The sequence below is a fragment of the Erythrobacter dokdonensis DSW-74 genome, from assembly GCF_001677335.1.
GTDB lineage: Bacteria > Pseudomonadota > Alphaproteobacteria > Sphingomonadales > Sphingomonadaceae > Erythrobacter > Erythrobacter dokdonensis.
Genome location: NZ_LZYB01000002.1, coordinates 50,667 through 62,832, shown reverse-complemented (window position 1 = coordinate 62,832; position 12,166 = coordinate 50,667). Strand labels below are relative to the sequence as shown.

Sequence of the window (12,166 nt, the reverse complement as noted above, 5' to 3'; positions counted from 1 at the left end):
GCGGTAAGCCAAGTCGCCATGAGAGAGAGATTTGCCGATTTCACCCGCCGCCAGGCCCTTGCCGGGCTTGGCGGTGTCTCCGCCCTCGCCCTCCTGCCAGCCTGCGCGCGCAGCCAGGCCAGGCCCGGCAGCAGCGCGATTGCCGGGCTCGATGCCGACGCCGCGCTCGATGCGATCGCCTACCGGATGCTTGCCCATGAACCGGGTCGCGCGACCGGGCTGGGCGTCGATACCGGCGAATATGCCGCATGGCGCGCAACCTTCGGCACGCCGGGCGAGGAAGGGCGCAGCGATTATGCGACGACCCTCAAGGATCTCGTGGCCGAAGCCCGCGCCTTCCCCAAGGAAGGTCTGACCAGCGACCAGCAGATCGGCTTTGAAGTGGTCGACACCGCCTTTTCCAAGGCGCTTGAAGGCATGGCCATGCCCTATGGCGATGTGGCCGTCGGCAGCTGGCGCAACGCGCCCTACGTGGTGATCCAGAATGTCGGCGGCTATCTTGATCTGCCGCGCTTCTTCGGTTCGACCCAACCCCTGAAGACGAGCGAGGATGTCGGCCCCTACATGGATCGCCTGGCCGAGGTGCCCGCGATCCTCGATGGCGAGCGCGACCGGATCCGCTCCGCGCGTGGCATGGGGCTCGTGCCGCCCGCCTTCCTGCTCGACAAGGCGATCGCCCAGATGGAGGCCAGCCTTGCCCAGGCAAGCGACAGCTATGCCGGCCCGCTCGCCGCGAGCGGGATCTCCGGTGCCGCCGGCGCGGCTGCGCAGGCCGAACGGATCATTGCAGGAGGGATCCTGCCGGCGCTCGAACGCCAGCTTGCCGAGCTCAGGCGCCAGCGTGCCGAGGCAAAGGACAATGCCGGAATGTGGGCCCAGCCGATGGGCGAGGAATATTACGGCTGGGCGGTGGGCGCTTCGACCACCACCACGCTGACACCCGACGAGATCCACCGTCAGGGCCTTGCCGAACTGGATGAACTGCACGCGCGGATGGACCCGATCCTGAAAGACATCGGCTACACCAAGGGAAGCGTGGGCGAGCGGATGCAGGCGCTCAGCGCCGACCCGCGCTACCGGTTTGCCGAGGGGGATCCGGGTCGCAAGGAGATCTTCGATTTCATCAATGACCGGGTCGACTGGATCAAGGCGCAGATGCCGCGCGCTTTCAACCGGCTGGTCGATCCGCCGCTGGAAGTCCGCCGCCTGCCGCTCGCCGAGGAACCGGGCGCGCCGGGGGCCTATGGCGGCGCGGGGAGCAAGGACGGCTCGATCCCCGGGCGCTTCTGGATCAACTTGCGCACCACCGACCTGCACCGCAAATATGATCTCGCCGATCTCACCTTCCACGAGAGCATTCCGGGCCATGTGTGGGAGGGCGAATTCTCCAACCGCCTGCCGCTGATCCGCTCGATCCTGGCCTTCAACGCTTTCAGCGAAGGCTGGGCGCTCTATGCCGAACAGCTGGCCGACGAGCTGGGCGCCTATGACGAATTCAAGGTCGGGCGATTGGGCTACCTGCAATCCCTCGCCTTCCGCGCCTGCCGGTTGGTGGTCGACACGGGCCTCCACTCCAAGCGCTGGACGCGCGAGCAAGGTCGCCAGTTCTTCGTCGAGCGCAACGGCTCCAAGGCCGAGGAAGTCGCGTCCGAGGTCGATCGCTATTGCAGCTGGCCGGGGCAGGCCTGCGGCTACAAGATCGGCCACTCGGAAATCGTGCGCCAGCGCGCCCGCGCGCAGGCCGAGCTTGGCAGCGCCTATGACTTCAAGGCCTTCAACACCGCGGTGATCCTCGGCGGCAATGCGCCGCTCAATGTCGTGGCCAACACCGTAAGCCGCTATATTGCCAAGGCGAAGGCCTGACCCCATCTTGCAACCTCCGGCGGGCATCGCTTCCGTGCGGACGACAGCCGGAGGGTCGCATGGAAACACTGGGACAAGACCTTGAAACCATGCGCCGGGTGCCGCTGGCACCGTCGCATGTCGATGCCATCTGCGCGATCGGGCGCGAAGTCAGCTACCCGGCGGGCAGCATCGTGATGGATATCGGCGAGCCGCTCGACCGCTTCGTCTACGTTCTCGAAGGGGAGATCGAGGTGGTCGATCCCTATACCGGCAAGCGGCTGCTGCCTTCCGGCCTCGGCCCCACGCAGTTCGCAGGCGAGATCGGCTTTCTCAACCGCAGCACCAACTACCTGAAAATGCGCGCAGCGGTCGACACCCGCGTGATCGAGGCCCCGCGTGAAGACATGCTCGCGTTGATGAGCCAGGTGCCGGAGCTTTCCGATCATGTCCTGACCGTCTTCGCCGCGCGGCGGCGCAAGCAGTTCGAATTGAAGAACAGCGCGGTCAAGGTGGTCGGCGCGGACCGCGATCCGCAGGTGCAGGCGGTCGAACGCTTCCTGTCGAGGAACCGCATTCCGTTCCAGAGCTTCGACATGGACGGGGCCGATCCGGAGACCGTGGAGGTGTGCAGCCTGATCGGGCACGAGCCTTCGGTGATCCTCGGCACCGACACCCGGCTGGATGATCCCACCCCGCGCAAGGTCGCGCAATATCTCGGACTCGATCTCGATATCTGCGCGCAGCATACCTACGACCTGCTTATCGTCGGCGGCGGCCCGGCAGGGGTCGCGGCGGCGGTCTATGCGGGCAGCGAGGGGATCGAGGCACTGGTGATCGAGGATACCGCCGTCGGCGGGCAGGCCGGCACATCGAGCCGGATCGAGAACTACATGGGCTTTCCCACCGGCATTTCCGGCACCGATCTCACATGGCGCGGGCAGGTGCAGGCGATGAAGTTCGGCACCCGCTTCGTGATGCCACGCCGGGTCGAGGCCATGGCGAGGCGCGCGGACGGCTCCTATTGCGCCACGCTCGATGACGGGGATGAACTCTGCGCCCGCGCGGTGCTGGTGGCAACGGGGGTGCAGTATCGCCGCCTGCCGCTTGACCATCTGGAGGCGCTGGAAGGTGCGGGCGTGTTCTATTCGGCGACCGAGATGGAGGCGCGCTTCTGCAACCAGACCGAAGCCGTGGTGATCGGCGGCGGCAATTCGGCAGGTCAGGCAGCCATGTTCCTCAGCCGCGCCGCAGCCCACGTCCATCTGGTGGTGCGTTCGGGCAGCCTCGCCGCCTCGATGTCGAGCTATCTGTCGCAGCGGCTGGAGGCCGATCCGCGCATCACCATCCACTATCACAGCGAAGTGACCGCGTTGCACGGCGACAAGTGGCTGGAAGCAATCACGCTCAAGACGAAGGACACCGAGCGCCGGATCGATACCCGCGCGCTGTTCATCATGATCGGTGCCGCGCCCAATACCGACTGGCTGTCAGGATTGGCGGCGACCGATGACAAGGGCTTCGTGCTGACTGGCGCCGCAGCAGGGCAGGCGGACGATTTTGCAACCACCGCGCCGGGCATTTTCGGGGTCGGCGATGTGCGTGCCGGATCGGTCAAGCGCGTGGCAAGCGCGGTGGGGGAAGGATCGGTGGTGGTCAGCCGGATCTGGCAATATCTCGAGGATATGCGTGCCGCAGAGGCGTAATCGGCCCGCCCGGTCATGCCCGGAATCATCCCGAAAAATCTTTTGCATCAGGGAGAATGCGTCCTATTCTCGGGGCTTGCATCCTGCAATCGCAGGCAGGGCAAGGGGCCATGATGATGCTGGGTAATCTTGTTCGCGCCGTCTTCGGCGTTTGCGCTTTGCTGCTGGCCGCGCTTCCCGCGCAGGCCGAATGGTACGAGGCCTCGACCGATCACTTCGTGATCTACGCCAGGGACTCCGATCGCGATATCATCCGCTTTGCCGAAAGCCTGGAACGCTATCACAGCGCGATGGCGTTCCTGACCCAGCGCAAGATCGAAAAGCCCAGTCCGTCGAACCGGGTCACCATCTATGTCGTCGGAAGCGAGCGGGACATTCAAAAGCTGATGGGCGGCGACAACCGCTTCGTGGCCGGCTTCTACATTCCGCGCGCCGGTGGCAGCGTCGCCTTCGTGCAGGAGATCCAGAACCAGAAGGGCTATCCCCATTTTTCCACGATCGTGCTGCTGCATGAATATGCCCACCATTTCCTGATCTCTTCCTCGCGCATGCCCATGCCGCGGTGGATGAACGAAGGTGCGGCGGAGTTTTTCGCGGCAACGACCTTCAATGACGACGGCAGCCTTTACGTCGGGCAAGTGGCGCAGCACCGGTCGAGCGAACTTGCCTTTGCCGAACCGGTACCGCTGCGCGAGCTGTTCGATCCGGAACTCTACGAGAAGCAGAAGGGCAGCGGCTATGATGCCTTCTACGGCAAGAGCTGGCTGACCTATCACTACCTCACCTTCTCCAGCGAACGTGCCGGGCAGTTGAGCCAGTATCAGCGCAATCTGCTCGAGGGCATGGCACCGCTCGCGGCGGCAGAGACGGCGTTCGGCGATCTCGATGCGCTCGAAAAGGAGCTACGCTCATACAAGAACAAGCGCCTGAACGTCGCCATCCTTGGTGCCGACAAGCTGTCGACCGGAAGCCCGGTGCAATTGCGCAGGCTGACAGAAGGTGAAGCCGAAATCATGCCGCTCCGGATCCGCTCCAAGCGCGGCGTCGATGAAGCCCAGGCGGCTGACATCCTGACTGGCGCCCGCGCTGTTGCAGCCCGTTTCCCGGATGACGCCGCGGTGCTCGCAGCCCTGGCTGAAGCGGAATATGATGCGGGCAATGATGCCGAAGCGATCGCCGCCGCCGACAAGGCGCTCGCGCTCGATCCGCGTCAGGTCAACGCCTATGTGCAGAAGGGCTTTGCGTTGTTCCGCCAGGCGAAGGACGCGGACGACCGCGAGGCCGCCTTTGCCGCGGCGATGCGGCCATTCGAGGCCCTCAACGCGATCGAACCCGAACATCCGTTACCGCTGTATTACTATTATCGCAGCTTTGCCGAGCGTGGCATCAAGCCACCAAAGGATGTCCGCGCCGCGCTTAGCTATGCCGCGCAGCTAGCCCCGTTCGACCAACAATATCAGATTGACACCGGAATGATGATAATCGCGGAGGGCGAGAACGCCCGCGCGCGTCAGTTCCTTGCTCCGCTGGCCGCCGATCCCCACGGCAGCCCTGCGGCCAGCCGCGCCAAACGACTGATCGCAATGGTCAGCGATGTCGCCGATGGCACGATTGTCGACGTCAGCAACCTGCCCGAAGAGGACGAGGGCGCCGAGCTTTCCGGCACAGTGAATTGAGACTGCTCAGCTCTTGCCGAACAACCCCTTGGCCATGTCCATGATGTCGTCGATCGGGTTGCCGTCACCATCACGGTCAAGGATGTTCGCGAAGTTGGCGAGCGAGCCTTCGCCGCCGATCGCTGCGACGATCTGACCGAGGGCATCAGTGCTGAGGCCGGTCTTTTCCGCCGCCAGCTCGATTGTATCGCCCTCCAGCTGATGCGTATGGCCGAGCGTCGCGATCGCCTTTTCTACCATCGCCGGATCCAGCCCGACCTGCTTGGCAAGGTTCACCACATCGTCCGGCGCGCCGCCGATGTTCTTCAGAATACCGTCCAGAATGCTCATGCCGTCTCTCCTTCGACTCGGATCCCCGTCCGAGTGTGACGCAGGCATGGGACGATTCAAGGAAAAAGCCCCGCTCCGGTCTTGCGCCGGGCGGGGCTCTCCTCTCCAACTCGTGAACGGATCAGGCGGCGACCGGTGCCGGAGCAGCCTGGCGCACGCCTTCGTCGACGTGGGGCTCGAACTGCGCGAAGTTGTCGATGAACAGCTGCACCAGCTTCTTTGCGGTCGCGTCATACTCGGCGCCGTCGGCCCAGGTGCTGCGCGGGTCGAGAATGGTCTGGTCAAGGCCGGCTTCGGCCAGAGCAGGCACGAAGACCGGCACATCGAAGCCGAAATTGGGGTCCTTGCGGAATTCGACCTCGTCCATCTTGCCGTCAAGCACGGCGTTGAGCAGCGCGCGGGTCGCCTTGATCGGCATGCGGCTGCCGGTGCCGTACTTGCCGCCGGTCCAGCCGGTGTTGACCAGCCAGCACTCCGCTCCGCCCTTGCCGATGCGTTCTTTCAGCAGGTTGCCGTAAACGCTCGGATGACGCGGCATGAAGGCCGCGCCGAAGCAGGTCGAGAAGGTCGCTTCCGGCTCGGTAACGCCGATCTCGGTCCCGGCAACCTTGGCGGTGTAGCCGCTGAGGAAATAATACATCGCCTGATCGGGGGTCAGCCGGGCGATCGGAGGCAGCACGCCGAAAGCGTCGGCGGTGAGCATGATGACGTTCGACGGCGCCGGGCCGAGGTTCTTTTCCGAAGTGTTGGGGATGAACTCGATCGGATAGGCACCGCGGGTATTCTCGGTCTTGCTCGAATCCGTGAAGTCCAGCTCGCGGGTCGCCTCGTCCATCGCGACGTTTTCGAGGATCGTGCCGAACATCTTCGTCGTCGCGTAGATTTCGGGTTCGCCGTCTTCGGAAAGGTTGATCATCTTGGCGTAGCAGCCGCCTTCGAAGTTGAAGACCGCGGTGTCCGACCAGCCGTGCTCGTCATCACCGATGAGCGTGCGGCTGGCATCGGCCGAAAGCGTGGTCTTGCCGGTGCCCGACAGGCCGAAGAAGATCGCACTCTTGCCGTCCGCGCCGATATTGGCGCTGCAGTGCATCGGCATCACGCCCTGCGCGGGCAGCAGGTAGTTCAAGAGGCCGAACACGCCCTTCTTCATCTCGCCCGAATATTCGGTGTTGCCGATCAGGATCAGCTTTTCGGTGAAGCTCACCGCGATCACCGTGTCGCTGCGGCAGCCGTGGCGTTCGGGGTTCGCCTTGAAGCTCGGCAGGTTGATGATGGTGTATTCGGGAACGAAGCTGGCGAGCTCTTCAGCCGTGGGGCGCACCAGCAGCGTGCGGATGAACAGGTTGTGCCAGGCCATCTGGTTGATGACGCGCACGTTCACTCGGTATTCCGGCTGCGATCCGCCGAACAGGTCGGCGACATAAAGTTCGTCCTGCCCTTCAAGGTGCGCAAGGAAATCAGCCTTCAGATTGGCGAAATGCTCTTCGCTCATCGGCTGGTTGATGGCGCCCCAATTGATCGTGTTTTCCGTCTCGGCATCGCGGACAATGAACTTGTCCTTGACGCTGCGACCGGTGAACTTGCCGGTTTCCACCAGCAGCGCGCCGTGCTTTGTCAGCTTGCCCTCACCCCTCGCCAGCGCGTGCTCGACCAGTGCAGGCGTGCCCAGATTGGCGTGGATGCGGGCCCGGGTGGTGAGGTTCTGGGCGGCCAGCGGGTATGCAAGCGAGGTCAAGGCAGGTCTCCTGAGCCGGTCGGATTGGCAAGGTCGCAAGAGCCGGGAAGCAAGCGAATCCGCACCCCTCGCGTAGCGCTCCAAGTAGCATCCGCGCATACGTATGCAACCACCAGCCGCTACGGGATACGCAACTTGTCCCGTCCCTCGCGCGGCGCGGCTTAGTTTGCGCCCTCGGGCGCGTCAAACCCGCTGTCCCATGACATTTTTGCGAGGATCGTGCCTCTGCCTGCAACAGCCCGCCGATCGCTTGTCTCGCCAATTGTCTCTGGCGCGCAATGGCGCTACCGCTATCGTAATGGGATGGTGGCGGCAAAAGGGATAGGCAGCATGTCCGACAGCACCTTGGGCAGTGCCGCGACAAACGTCGATCCGCCCTGCGCCGGCGAGCGTGCGGTGCAGATCGCACTGGTCGACGATGACCGCAACATCCTGACCACGGTTTCGATCGCGCTTCAGGCCGAAGGCTTTGCCACGCGGCTCTATTCCGATGGCGAGACCGCGCTGAAGGCGCTGCTCGACAATCCGCCCGATCTTGCCGTGTTCGACATCAAGATGCCGAAGATGGACGGGATGGAGCTGCTGCGCCGCCTGCGCGAACATTCGCCGCTGCCGGTCATCTTCCTCACCAGCAAGGACGACGAAAGCGACGAGGAAGCCGGGCTCGAACTCGGCGCGGACGATTACATCGCCAAGCCCTTCTCCCTGCGCCTGCTGGTCGCCCGTATCCGCGCGATCCTGCGCCGGGCCGAGCCTGTGGCGGGCGGCGGCAACGCGGCCGATCCGGGCGAGCCCCAGCCCGCCAGTCTCTCGCGCGGGCGGCTGTTCATGGATCCGGCCCGCCACCACGTCACCTGGGACGGCCAGCCCGTCAGCCTGACCGTTACCGAATTCCTCATCCTCGAGGCGCTCGCCATCCGCCCCGGCGTGATCAAGAGCCGCAACCAGCTGATGGATGCGGCCTATCCCGACGATATCTTCGTCGATGATCGCACGGTCGACAGCCACATCAAGCGGATGCGGCGCAAGTTCCGGATGGTCGATCCCGAATTCGCCGCGATCGATACGCTTTACGGCGCGGGCTACAGTTTCACCGATGGCTGAGACGGGCCGCACCGCGGCAAGCGGCGAACAGCTCACCGCAACCGGACGCTTTGCGCTCACCGCGCGTATCCTGGTCGTCAACATCCTGCCGCTGGCGCTGCTGGGCGGCGGGCTGTTCTATCTCGACAGCTACCGTACCCAGCTGATCAACGAGCGCTTCAAGCTCGCCCGGATCGAGGCACAGATTACCGCCGAGGCACTCGCCGGAGCCACGCGCGAGCGGCAGGAGGCGCTGCTGGTGCAGATCGGCAAGGAACAGCGCATGCGCCTGCGCATGTTCGATGCCGAAGGCCGCCTCACCGCCGACAGCTTTGCGCTCGCCGAACCGGCATTCCGCTTCAACGACATCACCGACGATGACTGGGAGCAACAGTTCGCCCGCTGGCTCGATCGCACGGTCGATACCATCGTCAGCGCCGAAGCGGTGCAGGACTACGTCGAGCCTGAAGCCCAGGAAGCCGATGCCTGGCCCGAACTGGCGCGCGCGCGTGAACTCGGCCTGTCGCAGGTTCGCCTCTACGACTGGCGCGACGGGACGCCGGTGATAACCGCGGCAGCCCCCGTCGGGCTCAACGGCGCAACCCTGCTGACGGTGCGAAACGCGGTCGACATTACCGAAAGTGTGCGCGCCGCGCGCACCACCCTGCTGATCGCCATGCTGGTTGTGCTGGCGGCATCGGCGCTGCTCTCGCTCTTCCTTGCCCGCACCATCGTTACGCCTCTGCGCCAGCTGGCGCGCGCTGCGGTGCGGGTGCGACAGGGCCGCGAGCGCGAGGTCGAGGTTCCGCGTCTGCCCCAGCGCAGCGACGAGATCGGCCTGCTCGCCCGCGCCGTCTCCGACATGACGGGCGCATTGCGGCAACGCATCGATGCGGTCGACAGCTTCGCGGCCGATGTGGCGCACGAGATCAAGAACCCGCTCGCCAGCCTTCGCAGCGCGATCGAATCGCTCCCCCGGGTCGAAGACCCCGCGCTGCGGCGGGAACTGATCCAGATCGCCACCCATGATGTGCGCCGGATCGACCGGCTGGTGAGCGAGATCTCCGATGCCAGCCGGATCGATGCCGAGATGAGCCGCGCGACGCTTGAGCGGATCGATCTCGGCGACCTCGCCCGCGCCATCATCGGCGGGCGGGAAGACCGTGCCGAGAACGGAGGCCGTCCGATCGAACTTTCGTCGCGCGGTTATGCTGCCAATGTGCGCGGTGTCGGGGTCCGGCTCGAACGCGTGATCGAGAACCTGCTCGACAATGCCGTGTCTTTCTCCCCCCCTGATGCGCCGATCGAGGTTGATGTCGAGAATGACGGGGAATGGGTCACCTTGATGGTCTGCGATCACGGTCCGGGCATTCCGGAGAGCTCGCGCGAGAAGGTGTTCCAGCGGTTCCACTCGGTGCGCCCGGCCGAGGAGGATTTCGGCAACCACTCGGGCCTGGGTCTTGCCATTGCACGGGCGATCGCGGAGGCCCATGATGGCTCCCTGACGGCGCGGAGCAGACCCGATGGCGCAAGCGGTGCATGCCTGTGCCTGAGGTTGCCGGCCAAGTGAACGGAGGATTGCCGATGCTGATCCAGGCCAGCGCGGTCGAAATCGAAGGACGCGCCGCCATCCTCGAAGGGCCGCCGGGCAGCGGCAAATCGAGCCTCGCCCTGTCGCTGATCGATCGCGGCGCCCGCCTGATTGGCGATGACGGGGTGATGCTGGCGCGCGAGGGTGGCCGGCTGGTCGCCAGCCCGCCCCCCAACATCACAGGGCTGCTCGAAATCCGCGGCGTGGGTCTGGTTAACCTGCCTACGGTCGCGGATGCCCCGGTTGCTCTGGTTCTCTCGCTGGTTGGCGTGGGTCATGCCGAACGCCTGCCGGGGATGCTGGTAACGCGTGACTATCTTGGCATGTCCATCCCGGTCCTGCCCTTCGTTCCGGGCGACAAGGCCCCGGCGGTCCGTGCCGAATGGGCACTGCGCATCCATGGACTGGCGGTGGGCTGACCGCTGATCACTGCGCCACTTCGTAAAATTGCGCTTCCCTTCATCGCCGCGTCCAGCGAAACTGGGGTGATGAATGTCGTTTCGGAACCGAACCCGCTACCTCCCCGGCGTCTGCTGCTGGTCACCGGCCTTGCCGGCGCGGGCAAGTCGACCGCGCTGGCTGTGCTGGAAGACCTCGGCTGGGAGGTCATCGACAATTTTCCGGTGCGCCTGCTCAAGCGTCTGGTGGCGATGCCGGACGAGGCTCGCGCGCCGCTTGCGATCGGTTTCGATTCGCGCACCCGCGGCTTTGTCCCGGCGGAGATCATCGCGCTGGTAAAGGATCTTGCGGCGCGCGAGGACATTGCGCTCACCTTCGTCTTCCTCGACTGTTCGGGCAGCGAGCTGGAACGGCGCTACAACGAGACCCGCCGACGCCATCCGATGGCCGATGGCCGCCCGGTCATGGAAGGCATTGCCGCCGAACGCGAACTGCTGGAGCCGCTGCGGCGCTGGGCCGAGATCATGATCGATACCTCGGCCATGACCAGCAACGACCTGCAAGGCCACGTCCGCCAGCTTTTCGCGCCCGAAGCAGACAAGGCGGCGATGACGCTGACCTTGTCCAGCTTCGGCTTCGCGCGGGGGATGCCACCACTCGCCGACCTGGTGTTCGACATGCGCTTTCTCGACAATCCGCACTGGGTACCGGAACTGCGCGAGCTGACCGGTCAGGACGCACCCGTGGGCGAGCATATCGAGAAGGATCCGGCTTTTGGCGATGCCTTTGCGCGGATTCGCGACCTGCTGCTGATGCTGCTGCCGCGCTATGCCGCACAGGGCAAACCCTATGTCCACGTCGCCTTCGGCTGTACCGGGGGGAGACACCGCTCGGTCTATACTGCCGAAGCGATGGCGGCAGGCTTGCGCGCGGCGGGATTTTCGCCCACTGTCCGGCACCGCAACCTGGGCTCGCGCGCGGCGGACGAGATTGAACGCGATCGGCGTTGACCGCACCATTGTCCAGATCGGTTGAAACGCGTAAGGCCTCGCGACGGGCGGGCAATTAACGGACCCAATTTCACGCATGATCGGCTTGATCCTGGTTACTCACGGTCGTCTCGCCGACCAATTCGTCGAGGCAATGGAGCACGTTGTCGGCCCGCAGGACGGGATCGTCACGGTTTGCATTGGCCCCAATGACGACATGGAGCAGCGCCGCGCCGACATCGCGCAGGCAATCAGCGCGGTCGATACCGGTAGCGGCGTCATCATCCTCACCGACCTGTTCGGCGGAACACCGTCCAACCTCGCGATCTCGCTGCTCGATGCAGGGCATGTCGAGGTCATCGCGGGGATCAACCTGCCGATGCTGATCCGGCTGGCCGGCGCGCGCAAGGTGATGGATGTGACGGCAGCGGTCGCTGCCGCGCAGGCGGCGGGGCGAAACTACATCACCATTGCCAGCGAACTGCTCGGTCAGGACGCGGCGCCGGCGCGGGCCAAGGCCTGAGGAGAGCCGCGCGTGGGGGAAGCACGGCAGGAAGTCACGATCGTCAACCGCCGCGGGCTGCACGCGCGGGCAAGCGCCAAGTTCGTCGGCGCGGTCGCCGGGCTGCCGGAAGGCATCTGCGTTACCGTCAGCAAGGCGCCAAACAGCGCGGCGGGCGGCTCGATCCTCGGACTGATGATGCTTGGCGCGGCCAAGGGAGACACTATCGAGGTGTCAGTGTCGGGCGATGATGCCGACGCGGTGCTGGCCGAACTGGTCGCACTGGTCGAATCCGGCTTCGGGGAAGATTGAC

Annotated in this window: 11 protein-coding genes; 9 read left to right on the top strand and 2 right to left on the bottom strand. The window is 65.0% G+C overall.

The features are described 5' to 3' along the window. Positions 1-18: 18 nt before the first annotated feature. From I603_RS04235 to I603_RS04225, 3 genes are all read left to right on the top strand, one after another. Positions 19-1,863: a DUF885 domain-containing protein gene (locus tag I603_RS04235; RefSeq protein WP_068863259.1), complete on the top strand. Its 1,845-nt coding sequence runs from the start codon at positions 19-21 to the stop codon at positions 1,861-1,863. 59 nt (positions 1,864-1,922) lie between these two features. Then, the gene (locus tag I603_RS04230; protein WP_068862602.1) at positions 1,923-3,548 is read left to right on the top strand and encodes an FAD-dependent oxidoreductase; all 1,626 of its coding nucleotides are present in this window, start codon (positions 1,923-1,925) and stop codon (positions 3,546-3,548) included. Between the two features lie 110 nt (positions 3,549-3,658). Continuing rightward, on the top strand, positions 3,659-5,224 hold the full coding sequence (locus I603_RS04225; RefSeq protein ID WP_232305246.1) for a hypothetical protein: 1,566 nt from the start codon (positions 3,659-3,661) through the stop codon (positions 5,222-5,224). 6 nt (positions 5,225-5,230) lie between these two features. Here I603_RS04225 and I603_RS04220 read toward each other — a convergent pair whose 3' ends face one another. After that, complete coding sequence (locus I603_RS04220; RefSeq protein WP_068862601.1) at positions 5,231-5,554, bottom strand: hypothetical protein; 324 nt, start codon at positions 5,552-5,554, stop codon at positions 5,231-5,233. Between the two features lie 121 nt (positions 5,555-5,675). After that, positions 5,676-7,289 carry a phosphoenolpyruvate carboxykinase gene (locus tag I603_RS04215; protein ID WP_068862600.1) on the bottom strand — a complete coding sequence of 538 codons (1,614 nt, stop codon included), beginning with the start codon at positions 7,287-7,289 and terminating at the stop codon, positions 5,676-5,678. Positions 7,290-7,619: 330 nt separating this feature from the next. Between I603_RS04215 and I603_RS04210 the strand changes: the two genes are divergently transcribed. The 6 genes from I603_RS04210 to I603_RS04185 all read left to right on the top strand — a co-directional run bounded on the left by I603_RS04210 (position 7,620) and on the right by I603_RS04185 (position 12,165). Next, a complete protein-coding gene (locus tag I603_RS04210; RefSeq protein ID WP_084439905.1) occupies positions 7,620-8,393 on the top strand; it encodes a response regulator transcription factor in 774 nt (257 codons plus the stop codon). Then, complete coding sequence (locus I603_RS04205) at positions 8,386-9,942, top strand: sensor histidine kinase (protein WP_068862599.1); 1,557 nt, start codon at positions 8,386-8,388, stop codon at positions 9,940-9,942. The genes I603_RS04210 and I603_RS04205 overlap by 8 nt, the downstream gene beginning before the upstream one ends. Positions 9,943-9,956: 14 nt before the next feature. After that, the gene (locus tag I603_RS04200; protein WP_068862598.1) at positions 9,957-10,382 is read left to right on the top strand and encodes an HPr kinase/phosphorylase; all 426 of its coding nucleotides are present in this window, start codon (positions 9,957-9,959) and stop codon (positions 10,380-10,382) included. 69 nt (positions 10,383-10,451) lie between these two features. Beyond that, positions 10,452-11,372, top strand: coding sequence for an RNase adapter RapZ (gene rapZ, locus I603_RS04195; protein WP_068862597.1), 921 nt, complete (start codon positions 10,452-10,454; stop codon positions 11,370-11,372). Positions 11,373-11,448: 76 nt separating this feature from the next. Beyond that, positions 11,449-11,874, top strand: coding sequence for a PTS sugar transporter subunit IIA (locus I603_RS04190; RefSeq protein ID WP_068862596.1), 426 nt, complete (start codon positions 11,449-11,451; stop codon positions 11,872-11,874). Between the two features lie 12 nt (positions 11,875-11,886). Further along, positions 11,887-12,165, top strand: coding sequence for an HPr family phosphocarrier protein (locus I603_RS04185; protein WP_068862595.1), 279 nt, complete (start codon positions 11,887-11,889; stop codon positions 12,163-12,165). The last annotated feature ends 1 nt before the right edge of the window (position 12,166 follow it).

What these genes read in the sequence shown, in the direction of transcription:
- I603_RS04220 (WP_068862601.1), bottom strand. Translation starts at nt 5,554, where the DNA reads ATGAGCATTCTGGACGGTATTCTGAAGAACATCGGCGGCGCGCCGGAC.
- I603_RS04210 (WP_084439905.1), top strand. Translation starts at nt 7,620, where the DNA reads ATGTCCGACAGCACCTTGGGCAGTGCCGCGACAAACGTCGATCCGCCC.
- I603_RS04200 (WP_068862598.1), top strand. Translation starts at nt 9,957, where the DNA reads ATGCTGATCCAGGCCAGCGCGGTCGAAATCGAAGGACGCGCCGCCATC.
- I603_RS04205 (WP_068862599.1), top strand. Translation starts at nt 8,386, where the DNA reads ATGGCTGAGACGGGCCGCACCGCGGCAAGCGGCGAACAGCTCACCGCA.
- I603_RS04235 (WP_068863259.1), top strand. Translation starts at nt 19, where the DNA reads ATGAGAGAGAGATTTGCCGATTTCACCCGCCGCCAGGCCCTTGCCGGG.
- I603_RS04225 (WP_232305246.1), top strand. Translation starts at nt 3,659, where the DNA reads ATGATGATGCTGGGTAATCTTGTTCGCGCCGTCTTCGGCGTTTGCGCT.
- I603_RS04190 (WP_068862596.1), top strand. Translation starts at nt 11,449, where the DNA reads ATGATCGGCTTGATCCTGGTTACTCACGGTCGTCTCGCCGACCAATTC.
- I603_RS04230 (WP_068862602.1), top strand. Translation starts at nt 1,923, where the DNA reads ATGGAAACACTGGGACAAGACCTTGAAACCATGCGCCGGGTGCCGCTG.
- rapZ (WP_068862597.1), top strand. Translation starts at nt 10,452, where the DNA reads ATGAATGTCGTTTCGGAACCGAACCCGCTACCTCCCCGGCGTCTGCTG.